A 19365-nucleotide genomic window follows, 5' to 3' on the forward strand; every position below is an offset into this window, starting at 1 on the left:
AAATCTTAACACCATTAGTGAAATTCAACAGCTTATACGTACATGATTAAAACTTATTTTGTAGACGCATTTACCCACCAGCCATTTAAAGGCAACCCCGCAGCAGTTTGTTTACCGGAGAGGGATTTGGAGGCAGATACCATGCAGCAAATTGCCATGGAAATTGGATTTTCGGAAACTGCTTTTATTAAACCACTTGCGGCGGGTACCTATAGCATCCGGTTTTTTACACCCAAAAAAGAAATTCCCTTATGCGGCCATGCTACTTTAGCGGCTTCAAAAATTATTTTTGAAACCACCACACTGCAAGAAATTGTTTTTATTAACTGCGAAGCTGTACGATTGCCAATTGGCAAGGCCGATAACAAAATTGTAATGCAATTTCCCGTATATGAAACTGCGGCATTAGAAGTACCCAATGCTTTATTGGATGCATTGGGTATTGATGCGCCCATCAATACCCGGTATAGTACAAAAAATAAAATCATACTTATTGAAATACAGCACGCTGCTGTATTGGCTGGTTTAGCACCGGATTTTGTGGCGCTGGTACAATCGTATACCGACATTAATGGGGTATTGGTAACAGCCCAAGGCAATACGGCCGATGTTGATTTTCATTACCGCTATTTTTGGCCATGGGCAGGTACCAATGAAGATCCGGTTACGGGTGGTGTGCAAACCTTTCTTACAAAATATTGGGCGGAAAAACTGCATAAAAACAAGTTGAATGCTTTTCAATCCTCTTTGCGAACAGGAAGTATGACAACCGAATTAATCAATAACCAGGTGTTGATTTATGGCGAAGCTGTTACCCTATTTGAAGGCATATTTAAAATTGATACCGGTTTGTAATTACTAAGGTTTTTTAAGCATTTGTATTCGTGCCGCCACAAATGCTTTGTTAGTAGTTATTCGCCTGCCTAAATACAATTCTTTTTAATCTACCCATGGTAAAAGCTGCATAGTATTACCATTAGTACAAGAGTGCGACGCAAGTAAAGCTGCTGCTTGTTTTTTTGCCAGGCTAGTAATTGTATTTATTTGTACTGGATACCTGTTGATGATGGTATTTGGTTAAAATTGTGTTAGCCACAGTGGCTATAGGGTATTACGCTTAAATAGCTGTTTCTTTGCAGCGAATTTTTAAACGCTGTAACATGTGGTATAGTTTAGCACAGTTTATTTTGAAGTATAAAGCCATTTTACTGGTTCTATTATTGGCAGGCACAGGGTTTATGGCTTATAAGGCCATGCAGGTGGAAATGAGCTATGATTTTGGTAAGGCAATACCCACCGATAACCCTAAATACCAGGATTATATGTCCTTTAAAGCCCGCTTTGGCGAAGATGGTACCACTATGGTGATGGGTGTTAATACCAAAGACATGTATACGCCTGCCCTTTTTAATGCCTTGGGTGTTTTGCAACAACACTTAAAAGCTGTAGCCGGTGTGGAGGGTATTTTAAGTGTTCAGGAAGCCTATACGCTGGTAAAGGCCGACTCTGCCGATAAGCTGGAACCCCGTAAAATATTTGCCGGCAGCTATACCAACCCAGCTATACTAGACAGCGACAGGCATATTTTTGAAAACCTGCCCTTTTATAAAGGCAGTTTGTATAATGATAGCAGTAATGCCTACCTAATGGCCATTCGGCTGAATAAGGATACGGCCAACAGTAAATCGAGAACCAGGTTGGTGAATGATATTCTTGCCCAGGTACAGCAGTTTGAAAATACTACCCATACCACGGTACACCTAAGTGGTTTGCCCTATATTAGAACCAATGTGGCTAACCGTATACAAAAGGAAATGTATTGGTTTTTAATTGGCTCGTTGCTGTTATCGGCCATTACCTTGTTGTTGTTTTTTAGAAGTTTTAGTGCTACTGCCATGAGTTTGCTGGTAGTAATGATGGGCGTTATATGGAGCCTGGGTACCATGGTGCTGATGGGCTATAAGATTACTTTGTTAACGGCTTTAATTCCGCCATTGGTGGTAGTTATTGGTGTACCCAATTGTATTTATTTTTTGAATAAATACCATATGAGTTACCGCGAGGAAGGCGATAAACACAAAGCCCTTACCACCATGATTGGCCGCATGGGAATTGTTACCCTGTTTTGTAATATTGCGGCAGCTATTGGCTTTGCTGTATTTGCCCTTACGGAAAGTACATTGTTAAAGGAATTTGGTATTGTATCGGGCATTAATATCATGATGTTGTTTGTGATATCGCTGATATTTATACCATCGGTATTAAGTTATTTGCCGGTGCCCAAACCAAAACATGTACGGTACCTGGACAATGCATTTTTAGAGAAAATACTTTTACAAATAGAGCACTGGACCCTGCGCCATGGCAAATGGATATATGGTATTACTGTGGTGGCTATTGCCGCGTCAGTTATGGGAATAATACAGCTTAAAAGCGAAGGATTTATTGTAGACGATTTACCCAAAAATGATAAGATATACACCGATTTAAAATGGTTTGAAGCCAATTTTGACGGCATTATGCCATTGGAAATTGTGGTGGATGCAAAAAAGAAAAATGGCATATTGAGATCGCTGGCTACCATTGAAAAAATTGATGAGTTCTCGCAATATATTGCTGCCAAACCTGAAACGTCCCGGCCATTATCGCTGGTAGAGGGTTTGAAATTTGCCAAGCAGGCTTATTATGATGGCGATAGCGTTAACTACACCACTCCCACAGAATTTGACATGCCCTTTTTAGCCAAATACCTGAAAGGCGATAAGAAAGATACTACCCAAAAAACGGGCTTTAGTAAAATGCTTACCAGTTTTATTGATACCAGTAAGCGTTATGCCCGCATAAGCGTAAATATGAAAGATATTGGTAGTATTCAACTGCCTAAATTGCTAAAAGATTTTGATTCTACGGCCAAAACCATTTTTGATACATCGGCCTATACCGTAACATTTACAGGCAGCAGTGTTACCTTTCTGGAAGGCAGCAGTTTTATTATTAACGGGCTAAAAGAAAGTATTATGTGGGCATTTTTGCTAATTGCCCTTTGTATGTTATACCTGTTTAAGTCGGTACGAATTTTATTATGTTCGCTAATTCCCAATCTGGTGCCATTGGTAATTACGGCGGGTGTAATGGGCTGGGCAGGCATTGCTTTAAAACCTTCTACAGTGTTGGTATTTAGTGTGGCATTGGGTATTGTAATTGATGTAACCATACGGTTTCTTATCAATTATAAACAGGAACTGCCCTTGCATAATTACGATGTGGAAGCCACCCTGGTGCAAACTATCAGGCATACCGGTATTAGCATTATTTATACATCGCTGGTATTAACCGCCGGCTTTATCATATTCTGCATCAGTGATTTTGGCGGCACAAAAGCACTGGGCTGGTTAACTTCATTAACCTTACTTACCGGTACCTTAACCAATTTAATACTGTTACCGGTATTACTAAAAAGCTTGTCAAAAAAACCGAAAAAAGTGGCTTAGTTAATGGTCTTACATTAGGGATGTGTTATCTGTTCGGCTTTTGTTAAACAGGTGCTGGTATAAGGCAAAAGACAGCAGGTCTGCAATGGTTTTTAATACCAAAAAAACGATGGATGGCTGTAAATTTAAAAAGGCAGGCAGCAATATCATCAGGTGCATGGGTACAATACGCAGGTAAGGTAGAAAAAACAGGCTGCCAATATTAATCAGGGTATTTTTTTCCTGCTGTTTTCTTCGTATAAAACTTACTATTGCTTCGGCCATAAAAGCCAGTACCGCCAATAAAAGAAAATTGGTGTCAATTGCGGTAATGCGGAATTGTATAAATAAAAACACCAGATAACCCAGATGAAACCCACCAAAATGCACCAAAAAAAACCAGGCCATACAACCCTTATTGGCAGGGGTTACCGGTTCATCATTCAGCTTTAATGTGCTGCCATCAAATTTTTTAATGGTTAACAGGTCAATAAAATTAAACAGGCCAATTATTATACTTTGAAACCAGTATACCCAAACCACGGTTACAAAACCACCCGGATGATGTTGATAATACCATAAACAGTAAAGGTTGCCGGCCAGTAAAAACAGTAAAGATGGATTTTTAAAATAGCTTTTGAACATAGAATAAATATAGCTAATATCCATTTTTTGCAAATACCCGCTCCATGGTATTCTTATCCAACCCGATACTGTAAGTGTACATTACATATATATTTTTCCTGTATCCGTAAAATGGTTTCCCGATTGGGTAATGATGGCATCTTCACCCGGAGATACTTTTGCCGCAACCTTTACAACATGAAAAAAATAGTTCTGACATTCGTTATTTTAATCAGTATCACCCACGCCAAAGCACAGTACCGTACCCAGGCTCAACAGCTTGTTTTTACCAGCGAAGACTCACTTAATGCAGGCATTGCTAAAAGTAAAACGGTTATTTCGGGTTATGGCAGCGCATTTTATCAGCGGGATTTTAATGCCAAACAGTCTACCGTTACCTTAGAAAGGGCCGTATTATTTGTAGGTCACCAGTTTAATAATAAAATTGCCCTCTTTACCGAAATGGAGCTTGAAAATGCCAAAGTAGAAGGCGGCGAAGAAGGTGGCGAAATATCAATGGAACAGGCTTACCTTAAGTTTAACCTTAATTCCAGGCAATACATTATTGCCGGTTTATTTGTACCCAGAATAGGTTTGCTAAACGAAAATCATTTACCCGTAAACTTTAATGGGGTAGAGCGCCCCGTTACCGAGCAGCTCATTATTCCCGCCACCTGGCGCGAACTGGGTGTTGGCTTTTATGGCACTGCCAACAGACTGCCGCTAAACTATAGTGTAGCATTGATAAATGGCCTAAACAGTGCAGGTTTTGAACATGGTACAGGTATTCGTGATGGCCGGGCCGAGGGCCGCAATGCTTTTGCCAATAATGTGGCCATTACTGCTTCGCTGCAATATGCTTATCAGAATTTTAAATTCCAGGTATCGGGTTATATGGGCGGCACAGTAGGTTTACCAAAATTAAGTGCAGATAGCCTGGGTTTAAACAGTGGCGGTTTTGGAACGCCTGTGTATTTGGCAGAAGCCAATATGCAATACGCCAAAAACGGTTTTGCTGCCAAAGTGCTGGCTTCTCATATTAGTTATCCTGATGCTGCCGCGGTTAATACCGCCTATGCCAAAAACCTCGCAGCATCCATGTATGGGGTGTATGCTGAGTTGGGGTACGACTGGCTATACCGCCAGCAAAAAACAGCCCAGTTTATCACTTTTGTCCGTTGCGAAATGATTGATTTAAATGCCTCTATTCCGGCGCCACCAAAAGCCATTTACGATGGCACTGAAAAGCAAACCCATATTATTGCAGGCATTAACTATATGCCCATACCCAATGTTACTATCAAGGCCGATGTGCACCTGGTACATACCGGCCCGCAAAACAGCGAGTTAGTCATCAATCCGGCGCCCAATGCATTGCCTTACCGTCAAAACAATCAATTGCTCAATATTGGTATCGGTTATTCATTTTAAGGTATATGGGCCAGGCAAAATAACTATACCGGGCATCCTTGCGTCGCACACTTGTACTGTATAACCGGGTGCGGCAAATGCATATTAACCAAAATAAAAACACACAACAACATGGAACGCAGAGCCTTTTTAAAATCATCCTGTAATGCCTGTTTACTGGTAGCGGCAGGCTATATAGCCCCGCAGCGGGCAGGATGCAGTGCACCGGGTTATGCCATATTTAAAACAGAAATACTGAATAAAAAAATCAGTATGCCTGTAGGCCTTTTTCAAACCAACCCCATTCAAATGGTAAGGCCCAAAGGCTGGTATTATGATATTGCGGTACAACAAAAACCGGATAATACCTATACCGCTATATTACTGCAATGTACCCACCAGGCAAACCAGTTAATACCTGCGGCAAAAAATGGCTATACCTGTTCATTACACGGCAGCCAGTTTGATGAAAACGGTTTGGTACGCAAGGGCCCTGCCAGTAAGCCCCTTCAGCAATACAAAACAAGTGTAGAGAACAATAACCTTATTATAGAAATAGTAAAAACACCATAATATGCATAAATTTATTTTCCTGGTAGGTGCCATAAGCAGTTTACTCTTTTTATCCTGCAACAAAGCACCAGCAACCATTAGCGCTTCCACTGATTTTAGTACGCTGGAACAAAGCGTAATAACTGATTTTACCAATAATATTGCATTAAACGCTTACCTGCAGCTAAGTGTTAATGCCACCCAATTAAATACCGCCTTACTAAACCTTAGCAATAACAGTACTGATGCCAATTTACTGGCAGCACAAACTGCCTGGAAAAACATGCGTGCCGTTTGGGAACAATCAGAAAGCCATTTGTTTGGCCCCGTAGAAGATAATGATTACGACCCCAATATGGATACCTGGCCAACGGATTATGTACAAATGGACTCAGTATTGTCCAGCAATAATGCCTTAACTGTGCAGGATATACAGGGTTTTACCTTATCGCTGCGTGGCTTTCATCCTATTGAGTATATAATTTTTGGTGAGCATGGCAGCCGCACCGCTGCCGAATTAAACAGCCGGCAAAAAACCTATATGATCAGCCTTTCTGCTGATATAAATACCAGCTGTAATGATTTGTATTTAAGCTGGGCATCGGCGCCGGTAAACTTTGCCCAACAGGTAATTACTGCAGGTAATGGCAGTACCAAATACGCCAAAAGGCAGGAGCTATTGCTGGCAATTACCGAAGGAATGGCCGGCATTTGCGAAGAAGTAGGTGAAGGCAAAATACAGGAACCTTTTGATGCCCGTAATCCTGCCATAGTAGAATCGCCTTATTCCGGTAATTCTACGGCCGATTTTAAAAATAATATCATTGGCATTAGCAATGTATATATGGGTTTAAATGGCGGAAAGGGGTTGAAAGACCTGGTGGCCGCCAAAAACAAATCGCTGGATAATACCATTCAGGCGCAGATAACGGCAGCCATTAATTCGTTTGACAATATTACGCTGCCTTTTGAAGAAGCCATTTTAAACCAGCGAGTTCAGGTGCAGCAAACCATGGATGCCCTGGCCATATTAAAAGAAACCATTGAAACCCAGTTAAGGCCTTTTATAGTACAATATATTACCGATTAAATACAACAGTTTAGATAGTTGTTTAATACTGGTTTATTGCCCAATAAAGTACCAGCCGTACAAGTGTGCGACGCAAGTAATGTTGCATTATTGGCTGTTGCCGGGCTCACAAAAAATAAAGGATGAGTGTTTATGAAAAAATGGCGGGTAATTATAGGATTGGTGTTGGTTGTTGCCGTTTTTATACGTTGCAATAAGGTAAGTGTATTTGCCGAATCTGGTTACGATAATAGGTTAAGCGGTGGTATAGCCACCGTGTTCGATGAAACCTCTAAAGCCTTTTCGCATGTAATAGAAGGCCTTACTGCCCGTGATGCAGCTGTACACCAAACCGGCGACAAAGCTTTTGAACAAACTTTTGTAACAGCACCTGCACCGGTAAACAGTGGTTTGGGCCCGGTGTTTAACAATGTGTCCTGTATATCTTGTCATCATAACGATGGTAAAGGCACACCTACGGCGGGCTTTATTACTTCGTCGTTACTATTTAGAATAAGTATCGCCGGTACCGATGCACATGGCGGGCCCATGCCCGCCGAGGGCTTTGGTGGTCAGCTGCAGGACCTGGCCATTTTTGGCCGCCAGCCCGAAGTAAAAGTAAATATTAGCTATACCAACCTGCCCTTTACCTATCCCGACGGCAATCAGGTGGTATTGCGCCAGCCGGCATATCAGGTAACCAATGCTTACCGTTTACTACCTGCGGGTTATATGATATCGCCCAGGTTGGCTCCGCCTGTATTTGGGCTGGGACTGCTGGAGAATATTCCCGAAGCCACCCTGCTAGCCTTTACTGATATTAACGATGCCAATGGCGATGGTATTAGCGGCAAAGCCAACTATGTGTTTAATGCGCATACCAATAGCATGCAAATTGGCCGCTTTGGATTAAAAGCCAATACCGCCGATATACTTACCCAGGCTGCCGGTGCCTACCAGCAGGATATGGGTATTACCAATTATGTATTTAAACAGGAAAGCAGTTATAGCCAATTACAACATGATGGCCTTTCCGATGACCCCGAACTGGCCGATAGCCTGTTAAATGCCGTAGCGTTTTATATAAAAACCCTGGCCGTGCCGGCCCGCCGAAATGTAACCGATGCGGGCATAAAAAAGGGGGAATATTTGTTTCAACAAATTAACTGTACCGGTTGCCATATAGCTACCATACAAACCGGGGTTAATATTGGGTTGCCACAAATTTCCAATCAGCGCATACACCCTTATACCGATTTGTTGTTACACGATATGGGCGAAGGACTGGCCGATAACCGGCCCGATTATTTAGCTACCGGCAGCGAATGGAGAACTGCGCCATTATGGGGCATTGGCCTTTTTGAAAAAACAAATGGTATACCTTTTTACCTGCACGATGGCCGGGCAAGAACCATTGAAGAAGCTATTTTATGGCATGGTGGCGAAGCCACTGCGGCCAAAGAGCAATTTATAAACCTGTCTCAGGCCGACAGAAACTGCCTGATTAATTTTATAAAATCTTTGTAAGGCAACAGCAATAGCAGCAGTTAAGCTACACTTGTTTAAACAATAGGTTTTTGTACAAACATGCCCTTATAATAAGTTCGGTAAGCATAGCCCAAAAACAGGTTGGGGCCCATCAGCAAAACACCCATATACCAGCTCGAAGGGTCTAGTATGGTATGAAACAACAATACATTTAAACTAATGGGAAATAATGCCACGGCAAAAAACGGTGCATAACGGTTGGCCAGCAGCGATAAGCCACCCGCAATTTGAATAGATTTTATCATGGGGTAAAAATAGCCCACACCCATCAGCGCTGCCTTAAAAGCCCCCACCTTGCCGGGATGTATTGGTTGATAAGGAATAAAATGCAGAAAATAATCCAGTCCAAAAATCAGGTAAATACTACCCAATACCAGTCGGGAAATTAAAATGGCTTTTTTCATGCTATGTTCTATTCGTAAAATTGGTAAGCAGGCTATTGGTATGGCCTGTTTGGGCAGTATGCCAATAACAAAAATAGGGTTAATTGTAAACAGTGGTAACGGTAAGGCAGTCTATTGCGTTGTATAAATATTGACCGCTAACAAAAGTGGAATAAAGCAGCAATGTATAAAAGGCAGAGTAGGTTCCCGGCAGTAGTTATTATAGCGGCTGTACTTGCGTCGCACTCTTGTACGGTTGGGTAGTTTGGGCGGCAGAGCATTATATGTTTACCTAATGCATTAGCTCCAAGACTTAATGCTTTTAGATATATTACCGGGGTTTTTAAAAAATGCTTTTTAAAATAGGCACTTGCTTGCAACAAAATACTAAATTACAAAACAATAATTCGCACCCTCAACCATGTGACTGAGCGTGCGAAGCCGTACCAAATAATAACAAAAAAGCACATATTACAATTTTTTATACATTAGATGGATGCTATAAACAATACAAAATGTATAATACTAGTTTGTTGATTATCAATAGCTTTCCATTATACAGTATAACGTCAAATAGCATCAATCCTTGCGTTGGCTGTAATATTACCGAGACACCGTAAAACAAGATGAATAAAGAACTTTGGGAGAAAATATTAAGTTTTGATTTCGACAATCCACCAAGTGAATATGGATTTTCGACAAGACTTGCCAACGAAAATTTTTGGACAAAAGATTTTACAGAACTTGCTATTTTAGAATACAAAAAATTTATGTATTTGGCGACAACTTCTGAATTTATGGTTTCACCTTCTGAAATTGTCGACACAGTTTGGCACCAACACTTAATTTTTACACAATCCTATCAAGACTTTTGTATTTTAATTGGAAAGACAATCCAACATATTCCTTCGACACATAACAAGGAAGAATATGAAAAATTTAAACTTGCGAAAGAACGAACTAAAAAATTTTATTCAAATAATTTTGGTGAACAACCAAACACAATTTGGGAATATAATGATATGTATGGAAGTCTAAATCTTGAGAAATCAAAATTCAAAATTAGAACTTTTATAATTTTTGGAATATTAAGTTTTATCGCATTGACAATTCCTGCATACTTTTTACTGAAACCAATCTATTTACAAGTTCATAATCCTTATTTTATTCTTGGTTTTATTCCTCTGTGTATTCTGACATTTATTGGACTTGAATTTTATAATCGAAATAAACTAAAAGAAATTGTAAAATCATTTGATGACAATTCTTTCATTTATAAACTTCAACCTTATGAACTTGTTTACTTGAAAACTCAAAAACTTGGAAACATTATAAATGGAACTGTAAACGAATTAATTGACAATAAAACAATAATCGTAAATTCAGACAACTCAATTGAACTATTAAAACAGAACAACACAAATTCAAAAGAAGAACTGCAAACCACAAGCGTTTTAAGTGAATTAGGTAAAACATTTTATCCAAACTTATTAAGCCAATTAGCAAACAAACCAATATTTTGGAATACTGCAAATTGTATGGATGCCTTTAAGAAATACTTCAACAAATCAAAGAAATTTGGAAATCTATTTTACCTAAATTTTGGTGTTTTGTCAATTTTATTAATGTTTGGTTTCATAAGGTTGGCAAGTGGAATTATAAGAGAAAGACCAGTTACACAAATTTTAATTGCAACAATTATTTTAATAATTATAACCATTGTTTTTCTGAATAGACTTACAAAACTTGTTTGCACTCAAACTATACCAGACTTATACAAAACGGAAATTTTACCAACACGACAAATAGAAAACAATTGGCAGTGGAGCTATTTTTTGTTGGGTTCAGCAGTTTTGACAACTGCATTTGTACCTCTTGTAAATTACATAGACAAAAACAATAGCAACGGTTCAAGTTGTGGCACTTCTTGTGGAAGTAGCTGTGGAAGTTCTTGTAGCAGTTGTGGAGGTTGTGGAGGCGACTAAAATGAAATTAATAATGATAAAAAAAATACTACGGCTAACATTGGTTTTGCGAAAGTTGGGCAGTTGTGATAAATTCAGCTTTAGTAATTCTAATTTACATTTGTACAAAATTGAAACATACAAATTCTAAATCCCAACCTTCGCAAAGCCAAGAACCGTAAGCCATGTTAATGCGACACTCCCTAATAATCATATCAGTAATTGTTTTTTTGCTTTCCTGCAATTTGGCATCCACTTCTAATAAAAGTGAGCCATCCTTGATAACTATAGTTGACTCATTCAAACTTGCACGACAGAAAGCGCTTTCAGACCAAGCATTAAAACTAAGTTTGACGCAGCTTAATAAAGGTGTTGATAGCTTTGAAATGCGTATTTGGGTTGGCAGCATGTTTGTCGAGCATGACCTGATTTTGTTAAAATATTCAGACACATCTTGGCAGACGCAGAGAATAAGGTATTTCAAAAGCGAAGACGGTGTAATGCATTTTAAGAATGAGAATGTTGTAAAACCTACTATTACATTACCATTGCTAATTGACAGTTTAAAAATATTTCAGATTGAGAAACTAATATCGCAAGAGCAAATACCAAATTTTGTTGACAATGTTGCTGACGGCGTAACTTATAACTTAGAAATCGCTACAAAAGGGAGTTACAAATTGTTAACCTACCATTGTCCAGAACATTATTCTAAAACTGAAATCAATAACAAAAAGTTTCTTGACCTTATATTACTCGTAGATAAATATTTCCATTTTTGGTCGCCGATTTGCTCAATTTGACAACACGGCATACAACAAAAATATTTTCGCAACCCGGGCGGACGAGGTGATTCCGAGCATTAGTTCATTGCTCAGCTTTGGTTCCGGGCAGACAATACTTCTCTGGTCAGCGTATCTAATTTCATCAGTCCTGCGCGTGGCAGCATCAGTACCGGTCGGACACAGCAGCTATTCCCGGGCTGCGTAAATATCGGTTCGTTGTGCGTCTTTTTGGACGGCAGCTACTATCAAAATCTTAAATCAACAAATGGTAAATACTCTAAACTCTGAAAATTTGATAAACAAAATTTTTACTCATTCCATCCTTAAACAATTAATTGTAGGACTTTTCTGTATTGTGTTTACACAATGTAACGGACAATCAAATTTAGACACAACTAATAATTATTCTAAGACAATTAAGGAACAAGCAAGTGTAATGGCAAAGGCACTTTTGAGTAAGGATTTCAATACTTACAAGAAATTTATTTCACCTAAAATCAGTGCAATATTTGGAGGAGAAGAAAAAATGATTGAACAAACAAAAAATGGTATAAATCAATTAGAAAATCAAGGCACGAAATTTCTAAATGTAACTTTTGGTGAACCATCAAATGTAATTGTTGTGGACAACGAACTGCAATGCACTATTCCTCAAAAGTCAGAAGTTAAAATCTCTACTGGCAAACTAATAACAACATCAACTTTGGTAGTAGTTTCAGACGATAATGGAAAGAACTGGTTTTTCATTGACACTTTCGGCAAGGACATACAGTTTATGAGAACAAATTTTCCGACTTTAAATTTAAGTGACAAATTAGTAATTCCAGAAAAGCCACAACCAATCGTCATAAAGGAATAAAAACGAACGCACAACAAGTGCATTGGCAATATGACGGTTTGACGGAAGAGCAATCGGCATATAATTTTTAATCAGCTTCGGCTCCAGGGCGACGAATAACGCCGAACTGTAAAATAAACAATGTGCTTTTGTATCTTTAATCAGCAGAGTCAACGGGCAGACGGAACACAGAATACCGGCACATCGCCAATGCTTTAACGTTGTGCGGCATTATTAACAACCACTAAAATTTGCAAAGTTTGACAGAGTTAAATTCCATTGAAGTTAGAGAAGGCTGGAAAAAATATTACTTGTTTAGCTTTCTTGCTTTCGTAGGAATTATTTCAGTTTGTTTTTTAATTCCATCACAGCGACAAGGGATTATTGACTACTTTTTTGGAAAATGGACAATTGCAAAATTGCCAGGTTTTATTGTACTTTTTGGTATTATGGGGCTATGCTTATTTTATTATTTTGACAATAGAGTAAAATTAAAAGTTGATAGAAATGGTATTTGGACATTCAAGCATAAAGAAACACCTTGGGACGACATTTGGTATTTCAGTACGACCGTTTGTAATATGAAAGAAGGCGACCTTTATTATCTAAAACTTCGACTTAAGGATAAAGAGGACAGGCTTGACAAAGAACTTAAAATTCGTTATCGTAGAATGGACAAAGATTTTACAGTAGTACGAGAAATAATTTCCTGCTATGCAAAACAGCATAATATTCAAGACTTAGGGCACGCAAAGGAAATGTAACGGCACTCAGCATTAGGTTTGGTATTATTAAGGCTCTGGGGCAATATACCTTAGCATATGACCTTTATTATGCTTTAGATTGGGCTGTGTTTTATAAATTTGGCTTAAGGATAAAACATCATAAATATGGTAATTGCTTGATTTTATGTGTTGAAAGGACGATGCAGGGTAAAGCCCGGAAAACTTCACTGTAAAACTTTTTGATCATTTCACAGTCTGAAAATAAATTGATAAATTACCTACCAAAAATGCCAGAAATGAGAAAGATATTATTTTTATTTATTGTGATTTTTGCTTTCATCTCCTGTCAGGAACAAAAACAAGAAACTATGCCTACCACTGATAATGAAAAATTAGTAAAGACATATTATGAACATTTCAACAACCACGACTTTACTAAAATGGCAAATATGTATGCTGATACAGCGGACTTTAAAGACCCATCATTGGGGCAGGGAATTGTTAAGCAGACAAGACAACAAACAATTGATAAATACACAGAACTTGCAAAGATTTTTCCCGACTTATATGACCAGGTTATTCAAACTTATCCCTCAGGTGACCATCACATAATTGTAGAATTTGTATCAAGTGGAACAGGACCAGACAATATAAAATTTGAGTTACCCATCTGCACCATCTTCACCATTGAGAATGGACTTATTACAAAAGACTTTACCTACTTCGATAATTTTGAGGAAGAAAATAATAAGTAGTGGAAAACATAATATCCGTGAAGAAGCACGGCAGCCAACAAGTATTTTTCAAATTCATTACTGAACAAATATACTTCAGTTAAGTACAATTCCAGGCTTAGGGTAGGCACCGCAACATTGGGCCATAGTACTTAACTTCAACAAAACAAGTTCAATCAGCAGCGGATCGGGCAGGCGAAATGCTAATTCCTAAACTACATGAATCTATTCCGGTTGGATATATTATGACGACACTCAAATTCATAAAAACCTTTTTATTAATTGCACTTTATTCTTGTGGACAACATTCTGCAAAAAATACAGTTGACCCTGCTGCTGTTGAACTTAATTATAAGGCTATGACCTTAGTTGCTTTTATTGACAATGCAGACAGTTCAAAAAAAGCCATCTCATTGCTTAACAAAGCAACTATTATAGACAGCAATTACTTTCTGGGGCACTACAATAAACTACTATTTTTTAATCAACTCAAACAGTTTGACAAAGCTGTTTTGACAGTCAATAAATTAATACAGCTTCGCCCTTCTGCACATGATCTTTATTTGACAGGTGGAATTTTATATGAACGAATCGGAGACACAGTGTCTTCAAAACAATACTTTACAAAATCATTGACTATTTGCACAACTGTTTTGGATACGATGAGTGTGACAAATAGAGATAATGATATGCTTCTGACTAACAAAGCAGCTAACTTAATTATGTTGGGCTACCAGCAACAGGCAAACGAGATTCTAAAAAAACTTTACGACAATCAGACAGACGAAGAACTTAAATTGAATACCTTGTTAATGATGAACAAAAGTAAAAAGCAGTTGCTTGAATTTTGGTCTGGTAACCAATAAAGTCATCAACCTCACCTTAAACAGATTATACCAACAAACGCATCAAATTAGCAAATGGAACAGTTATCGGAAAAGCAAATACATAGTTTTATCAACGATGGTTTTGTGAAAATAGAACAGGCATTTCCAACCAACATCGCCGATGAATGCCGTGCTATTTTGTGGGAACAAACCTCCTGCAAACCAAACAACCCCGATACCTGGACAGCACCTGTGATACGTATTGGCGAACTAGGGCAGGCACCCTTTCAGCAAGCGGCCAACACTGCACTGCTGCATACGGCATTTAATCAATTGGCAGGCAAGGACAATTGGCTTCCGAGAACCACCATAGGTTCATTCCCCATTCGCTTTCCCAGTGCAATTCCTGCTACAGATACCGGTTGGCATGTAGATGCCAGCTTTCCCGGAGAAGATGCTACCGATTATTTTAAATGGCGGATAAATGTACATTCCAGGGGGCGTGCCCTGTTAATGTTGTTTTTGTTTTCTGATGTTTCAGAACAGGATGCGCCAACGCTCATCAAAGTGGGTTCGCATGCGGATGTTGCACGTTTATTGGCGCCAAAAGGCGATCATGGTTTTTCTTGTATGGAGCTGGCAGAAAAGCTTGATTCATTGCCTGCGCGCAAAACCATTACCGCCACAGGAAAAGCAGGAACGGTGTATCTATGTCATCCCTTTATTGTTCATGCAGCACAAGACCATCATGGCAAAATGCCCAAATTTATGGCCCAGCCACCCTTGCTTACCAAACATGATTTTGATATTTCAACACAAAATAAAAATTATTGCCCGGTTGAAATGGCAATAGTAAATGCACTTGGTAGCTGAGGCAGTCAATGCTTAGTATTATCTTTTATTCCTATACCGTCCGGCCTGCTGCCCAATGCCATGGCGTACAAGTGTGCGACGCAAGTAAAGCTGCCTTAAAATTTAAAGCTGGGTAACAAAAAACTGAGTATCTACAGTGGCAGCTTGCTAACCTCTTTAAGATAGAATGTGTAAATAATATTGTTTATTTTTCTGCCTAGGGCTGGTTGAGTTTTAATATATTGCCATTATAATATTGCCAGCCATATAGCGGCAATTATAGAATTACCTTTTAAACTAATAACAAATGAGAAAAAGATCTTTACCATTGTACTGCTCCCGTTTTATTGCCCTGATGGCATTTTTTGTTTTGCTAAGCGCCGCTACCATGGCGCAACTGGTTACCGGTGCCGGTTTTGAAAATGCCAAAGTGCCTGCACAACCTGTTGGCTGGGTGGTTACCAATACCAATAATGCCCAATGGCAAAGTTTGGAAGCTATTGGTTACGATGGTAATGAATATGCCGGCAATAAATGTATGTATCTGGAAAAAAGTTATTACGGAGATCAATCGGATGCATGGCTGATTAGTCCGGCTTTTACGCTGGAAGCAGGTAAAAAATACAGCATTTCATTTTACTATAAAAACCAGAGCTACCTTGAAAATGATTTACAGGTTACTCTTGGCGATGATACCCTGCCTGCGGCACAAACAAAAATTATATGGAGCAGCAATTTTAAAACCAACTATTATTCAAAAGCACAGGTAAATTATACAGCAACAAAAACTGGTACAGTGTATCTTGGATTTCATGCCATAACCCCGGCTACCTACACCTATATGTACATTGACAATTTTAAAGTAGAAGCCGTAAATTGTTTTGAGCCTTTAGAAATTGAGGTAAATAAGACCAAAGTTAATGGCGCAAGCTTTAGCTGGCAAAATGGCGGCAGTAGTAACCGCTACGAGTATGGTGTTAGCAACAAGGAGGTACCACCGGCAAATACATCATTTACCGATAGTAGTTCGCTAACACTTACCACGCTTAGCACAGCTACGCCTTATTATTTGTATGTAAGATCAGTATGTGGTAAAGGAGTGTATTCTAACTGGGCAGTAAAAGCTTTTACTACAGACTATGATACTGCTGGTATTGCTACATTGGAGTGTGGTACAAAGTTTGAAAATAATTTTCTTGCCAAACCAGGTTTATACCTGCAACCTTTTTGTGGTGATGTATTTTTTGGTGGCGAGTTCTTTCATAAGTTTATTCCTGCTGAAACAGGCATGTATACTTTAAATGCTTACTCAGTAAATACAGGGCAGCAAATGGTGTATGGTTATAAAGACGCTACATTGGGTGCAGGCCCTGATGGTTGGACCTGCATTGGCAACAGTTTTGGCAACAGGCAAAAAATTAGTTTTGGTCCCTTGCAGGCGGGCAAAACCTACCTTATTCTGGAGAAGGCAAAAGCAGCGCCCAAGTATCCGTCTTCGTACAAATATGGCATAGATTGTCCTACAACAAACACATTAATTCAATCAGCTTCCAGTGCAGCTATTGCTACAAATAGTAGTGTAAAAATGCAAGTGTATCCAAACCCGGTTGCTGATAAATTAACCCTTACAGTTACTGAAACAAAAGCTTGCCGGTATCAGATTAGTTTAACCGGTATGGGTGGTAATGTGCTTAGCAGTTTTGCCAAAGACATTGCTAATGGCAGCAATCAAATATTAATTAATATGGCCAATGTACGTGCCGGTATGTATATCTTAAAAATACAAACGCCATCGGGCACACAATACCAAAAAATTATAAAGCAATAGCATTGCCTGGTAATTATGTTGTTTTTTTTAGCCCGGCAGCTGTGCAATAATGCAACATCCGTTGCGTCGCACACTTGTACAGTTGGTAATACTATTCAGCGTTGAAAGCGAATACCAATAAAGGCATAAAGCAAAGAAAGTTTATCAAAAAAAGACTGTTTCACTAAATTGAAACAGTCTTTTTTTATGGGTTTGTATTTTGTGGTATCAGTTAATAAAATCAAATTATTTTTAATAAAGTAGCTAAATACTACCTTGCCATTAATAAAATTACCTTGTATAAAAGCTGACTTACATAATCTGCAGCCTGGTATATAAATTTTTATGCGGGTTTCATTGTGTTTGAAACTGCAACCAATAAATTTCGCTTACCTAATCTATACATTTCTTACTTTCAGCTTTTATAATACCATGGTTACAACAATTAAAAAGCTGGGTAAGCGCAAGCGAATTGCAATGGTGGCACACGACCACCGCAAGGCCGATCTTATTGACTGGGCCGTATACAATAAAACTGTATTGGCCAAACATGAAATTTTTGCCACAGGCACTACCGGCCGTTTGGTAGAAGAAGCCCTTGACCGGCCAGTAAAAAAGTTTATGAGTGGTCCATTGGGGGGCGACCAGCAAATTGGCTCTATGATTGCCAATGGGGAAATAGATGTGTTGATTTTTTTCTGGGATCCCATGCAGGCCCAACCCCACGATAGCGATGTAAAAGCCTTGCTTAGGTTGGGGGTATTATGGAACATTCCCATGGCCTGCGACAGGGCCACGGCCGATTTTTTAATGACATCGCATTTTATGCACGATGAATATGATGCCGTTGTACCAGATTTTACTGAATACCTTACCCGGCCAATAGAAAAAGATGAATAAAATTTTTTTAAGGCCCTGGCATAGAGATGATGCGGCTGCCCTGGCAGTTATTGCCAATAATGTTCATATTTGGAATAATGTGAGAGATAACCTGCCGTTACCCTATACTATAAATGATGCCAAAAGCTGGATACAATTTTGCAAGGCGCAAAACCCCATTGTAAACTTTGCCATCATATACGAGGGTGCGGTAGCAGGTAGTATCGGCTGTGTGTTACAAAAAGATGTGTACCGCAAAAATGTTGAGATTGGCTATTTTTTAGATGAAAAATTATGGGGCCATGGTATTGCCACCGAAGCCGTAAAAATTTTGCTTAGCTATATAGAAATTAATCTGGATGCTATAAGAATTTATGCCGAGGTATTTGCCCACAATAAAGCCTCCATGAAAGTATTACAGAAAAATGGTTTTGTACTAGAAAGTATTCGCCGCAATGCAGCTATAAAAAATAATATTATATCCGACGATTATGTATGGGTAAAGCTACTACCGTGTTAACAAAAGTATAAGTGCTGTTTGCAACACAAAACAAAAAAGGCTTTGCGGCGTAAACCGTAAAGCCTTTTAAGTAAAACAAAAATTAAACTTATGAAATTAAACCAGTCACTGTACAAAAAAGTTTATACAAACATGTAGCAATAATAATATGTATACATAAGCAGTACTACTGCAACTATAATATAGCGTATAACACGTAAGCAAGTCCAACAAAGTAACTTACCAAAAATACCAACAAACTTTTTCTTTTTGCTAAACGTGATTTTGCTCTAACTTTCTTTGGCTTGTTGTTAGCTTGTTTAAATAAAAATAAGTTAGCGTAATCTTGGGTTGATCTTTGATAAATTGCTGTTTGCATACTAATAGTTTTTTAAAATT

Annotated in this window: 19 protein-coding genes; 16 read left to right on the forward strand and 3 right to left on the reverse strand. The window is 38.7% G+C overall.

Features of this window, described 5'->3' with window-relative positions; translation table 11 throughout:
- Window positions 1-42: 42 nt before the first annotated feature.
- Both GD597_RS16900 and GD597_RS16905 read left to right on the forward strand, forming a co-directional pair.
- The gene (locus GD597_RS16900) at window positions 43-855 is read left to right on the forward strand and encodes a PhzF family phenazine biosynthesis protein (protein WP_216368616.1); all 813 of its coding nucleotides are present in this window, start codon (window positions 43-45) and stop codon (window positions 853-855) included.
- Between the two features lie 305 nt (window positions 856-1160).
- Window positions 1161-3491, forward strand: a complete 2331-nt coding sequence (locus tag GD597_RS16905; protein ID WP_171609083.1) for an efflux RND transporter permease subunit — start codon at window positions 1161-1163, stop codon at window positions 3489-3491.
- Between the two features lie 9 nt (window positions 3492-3500).
- On the opposite strand, the gene GD597_RS16910 is transcribed toward GD597_RS16905, so the two are convergent.
- Window positions 3501-4139: a DUF6498-containing protein gene (locus tag GD597_RS16910; protein ID WP_171609084.1), complete on the reverse strand. Its 639-nt coding sequence runs from the start codon at window positions 4137-4139 to the stop codon at window positions 3501-3503.
- Window positions 4140-4292: 153 nt separating this feature from the next.
- On the opposite strand from GD597_RS16910, the gene GD597_RS16915 reads away from it, so the two are divergent.
- From GD597_RS16915 to GD597_RS16930, 4 genes are all read left to right on the forward strand, one after another.
- Window positions 4293-5525, forward strand: a complete 1233-nt coding sequence (locus GD597_RS16915) for a hypothetical protein (RefSeq protein ID WP_171609085.1) — start codon at window positions 4293-4295, stop codon at window positions 5523-5525.
- A 111-nt stretch (window positions 5526-5636) separates the two neighbouring features.
- Complete coding sequence (locus GD597_RS16920; RefSeq protein ID WP_171609086.1) at window positions 5637-6077, forward strand: QcrA and Rieske domain-containing protein; 441 nt, start codon at window positions 5637-5639, stop codon at window positions 6075-6077.
- 1 nt (window position 6078) lies between these two features.
- Window positions 6079-7146, forward strand: a complete 1068-nt coding sequence (locus GD597_RS16925) for an imelysin family protein (protein ID WP_171609087.1) — start codon at window positions 6079-6081, stop codon at window positions 7144-7146.
- Window positions 7147-7278: 132 nt separating this feature from the next.
- A complete protein-coding gene (locus tag GD597_RS16930) occupies window positions 7279-8652 on the forward strand; it encodes a di-heme oxidoreductase family protein (RefSeq protein ID WP_171609088.1) in 1374 nt (457 codons plus the stop codon).
- A 35-nt stretch (window positions 8653-8687) separates the two neighbouring features.
- On the opposite strand, the gene GD597_RS16935 is transcribed toward GD597_RS16930, so the two are convergent.
- On the reverse strand, window positions 8688-9077 hold the full coding sequence (locus GD597_RS16935; RefSeq protein WP_171609089.1) for a hypothetical protein: 390 nt from the start codon (window positions 9075-9077) through the stop codon (window positions 8688-8690).
- A gap of 605 nt (window positions 9078-9682) precedes the next feature.
- Between GD597_RS16935 and GD597_RS16940 the strand changes: the two genes are divergently transcribed.
- The 10 genes from GD597_RS16940 (at window position 9683) to GD597_RS16985 (ending at window position 18987) form a co-directional block, all read left to right on the forward strand.
- Window positions 9683-11041: a glycine-rich domain-containing protein gene (locus tag GD597_RS16940; RefSeq protein ID WP_171609090.1), complete on the forward strand. Its 1359-nt coding sequence runs from the start codon at window positions 9683-9685 to the stop codon at window positions 11039-11041.
- A gap of 257 nt (window positions 11042-11298) precedes the next feature.
- Entirely contained in the window at window positions 11299-11823 is a 525-nt protein-coding gene (locus GD597_RS16945) for a hypothetical protein (protein ID WP_171609091.1), read from the forward strand.
- Between the two features lie 247 nt (window positions 11824-12070).
- Entirely contained in the window at window positions 12071-12664 is a 594-nt protein-coding gene (locus tag GD597_RS16950) for a hypothetical protein (RefSeq protein ID WP_171609092.1), read from the forward strand.
- A 239-nt stretch (window positions 12665-12903) separates the two neighbouring features.
- Entirely contained in the window at window positions 12904-13407 is a 504-nt protein-coding gene (locus tag GD597_RS16955; protein WP_171609093.1) for a hypothetical protein, read from the forward strand.
- Window positions 13408-13664: 257 nt separating this feature from the next.
- On the forward strand, window positions 13665-14123 hold the full coding sequence (locus GD597_RS16960; RefSeq protein WP_171609094.1) for a nuclear transport factor 2 family protein: 459 nt from the start codon (window positions 13665-13667) through the stop codon (window positions 14121-14123).
- Between the two features lie 224 nt (window positions 14124-14347).
- Entirely contained in the window at window positions 14348-14968 is a 621-nt protein-coding gene (locus GD597_RS16965) for a tetratricopeptide repeat protein (RefSeq protein ID WP_171609095.1), read from the forward strand.
- A gap of 54 nt (window positions 14969-15022) precedes the next feature.
- Complete coding sequence (locus GD597_RS16970) at window positions 15023-15802, forward strand: phytanoyl-CoA dioxygenase family protein (RefSeq protein WP_171609096.1); 780 nt, start codon at window positions 15023-15025, stop codon at window positions 15800-15802.
- 286 nt (window positions 15803-16088) lie between these two features.
- A complete protein-coding gene (locus GD597_RS16975; RefSeq protein ID WP_171609097.1) occupies window positions 16089-17609 on the forward strand; it encodes a T9SS-dependent choice-of-anchor J family protein in 1521 nt (506 codons plus the stop codon).
- Window positions 17610-18020: 411 nt separating this feature from the next.
- Window positions 18021-18488, forward strand: coding sequence for a methylglyoxal synthase (locus GD597_RS16980; protein ID WP_171609098.1), 468 nt, complete (start codon window positions 18021-18023; stop codon window positions 18486-18488).
- Window positions 18481-18987: a GNAT family N-acetyltransferase gene (locus tag GD597_RS16985; protein WP_171609099.1), complete on the forward strand. Its 507-nt coding sequence runs from the start codon at window positions 18481-18483 to the stop codon at window positions 18985-18987. The genes GD597_RS16980 and GD597_RS16985 overlap by 8 nt, the downstream gene beginning before the upstream one ends.
- Window positions 18988-19162: 175 nt before the next feature.
- On the opposite strand, the gene GD597_RS16990 is transcribed toward GD597_RS16985, so the two are convergent.
- Window positions 19163-19345, reverse strand: a complete 183-nt coding sequence (locus tag GD597_RS16990) for a hypothetical protein (RefSeq protein ID WP_171609100.1) — start codon at window positions 19343-19345, stop codon at window positions 19163-19165.
- Window positions 19346-19365 lie beyond the last annotated feature (20 nt).

Origin of the sequence: Limnovirga soli, from assembly GCF_013106755.1 — a bacterium.
GTDB lineage: Bacteria > Bacteroidota > Bacteroidia > Chitinophagales > Chitinophagaceae > Limnovirga > Limnovirga soli.

Bases quoted from the DNA above. Each gene is read 5' to 3' on its own strand.
- GD597_RS16900 (WP_216368616.1), top strand. From the start codon at position 43: ATGATTAAAACTTATTTTGTAGACGCATTTACCCACCAGCCATTTAAA.
- GD597_RS16915 (WP_171609085.1), top strand. From the start codon at position 4,293: ATGAAAAAAATAGTTCTGACATTCGTTATTTTAATCAGTATCACCCAC.
- GD597_RS16960 (WP_171609094.1), top strand. From the start codon at position 13,665: ATGAGAAAGATATTATTTTTATTTATTGTGATTTTTGCTTTCATCTCC.
- GD597_RS16965 (WP_171609095.1), top strand. From the start codon at position 14,348: ATGACGACACTCAAATTCATAAAAACCTTTTTATTAATTGCACTTTAT.
- GD597_RS16980 (WP_171609098.1), top strand. From the start codon at position 18,021: ATGGTTACAACAATTAAAAAGCTGGGTAAGCGCAAGCGAATTGCAATG.
- GD597_RS16940 (WP_171609090.1), top strand. From the start codon at position 9,683: ATGAATAAAGAACTTTGGGAGAAAATATTAAGTTTTGATTTCGACAAT.
- GD597_RS16975 (WP_171609097.1), top strand. From the start codon at position 16,089: ATGAGAAAAAGATCTTTACCATTGTACTGCTCCCGTTTTATTGCCCTG.
- GD597_RS16990 (WP_171609100.1), bottom strand. From the start codon at position 19,345: ATGCAAACAGCAATTTATCAAAGATCAACCCAAGATTACGCTAACTTA.
- GD597_RS16950 (WP_171609092.1), top strand. From the start codon at position 12,071: ATGGTAAATACTCTAAACTCTGAAAATTTGATAAACAAAATTTTTACT.
- GD597_RS16925 (WP_171609087.1), top strand. From the start codon at position 6,079: ATGCATAAATTTATTTTCCTGGTAGGTGCCATAAGCAGTTTACTCTTT.
- GD597_RS16920 (WP_171609086.1), top strand. From the start codon at position 5,637: ATGGAACGCAGAGCCTTTTTAAAATCATCCTGTAATGCCTGTTTACTG.
- GD597_RS16935 (WP_171609089.1), bottom strand. From the start codon at position 9,077: ATGAAAAAAGCCATTTTAATTTCCCGACTGGTATTGGGTAGTATTTAC.
- GD597_RS16930 (WP_171609088.1), top strand. From the start codon at position 7,279: ATGAAAAAATGGCGGGTAATTATAGGATTGGTGTTGGTTGTTGCCGTT.
- GD597_RS16905 (WP_171609083.1), top strand. From the start codon at position 1,161: ATGTGGTATAGTTTAGCACAGTTTATTTTGAAGTATAAAGCCATTTTA.
- GD597_RS16985 (WP_171609099.1), top strand. From the start codon at position 18,481: ATGAATAAAATTTTTTTAAGGCCCTGGCATAGAGATGATGCGGCTGCC.
- GD597_RS16910 (WP_171609084.1), bottom strand. From the start codon at position 4,139: ATGGATATTAGCTATATTTATTCTATGTTCAAAAGCTATTTTAAAAAT.
- GD597_RS16970 (WP_171609096.1), top strand. From the start codon at position 15,023: ATGGAACAGTTATCGGAAAAGCAAATACATAGTTTTATCAACGATGGT.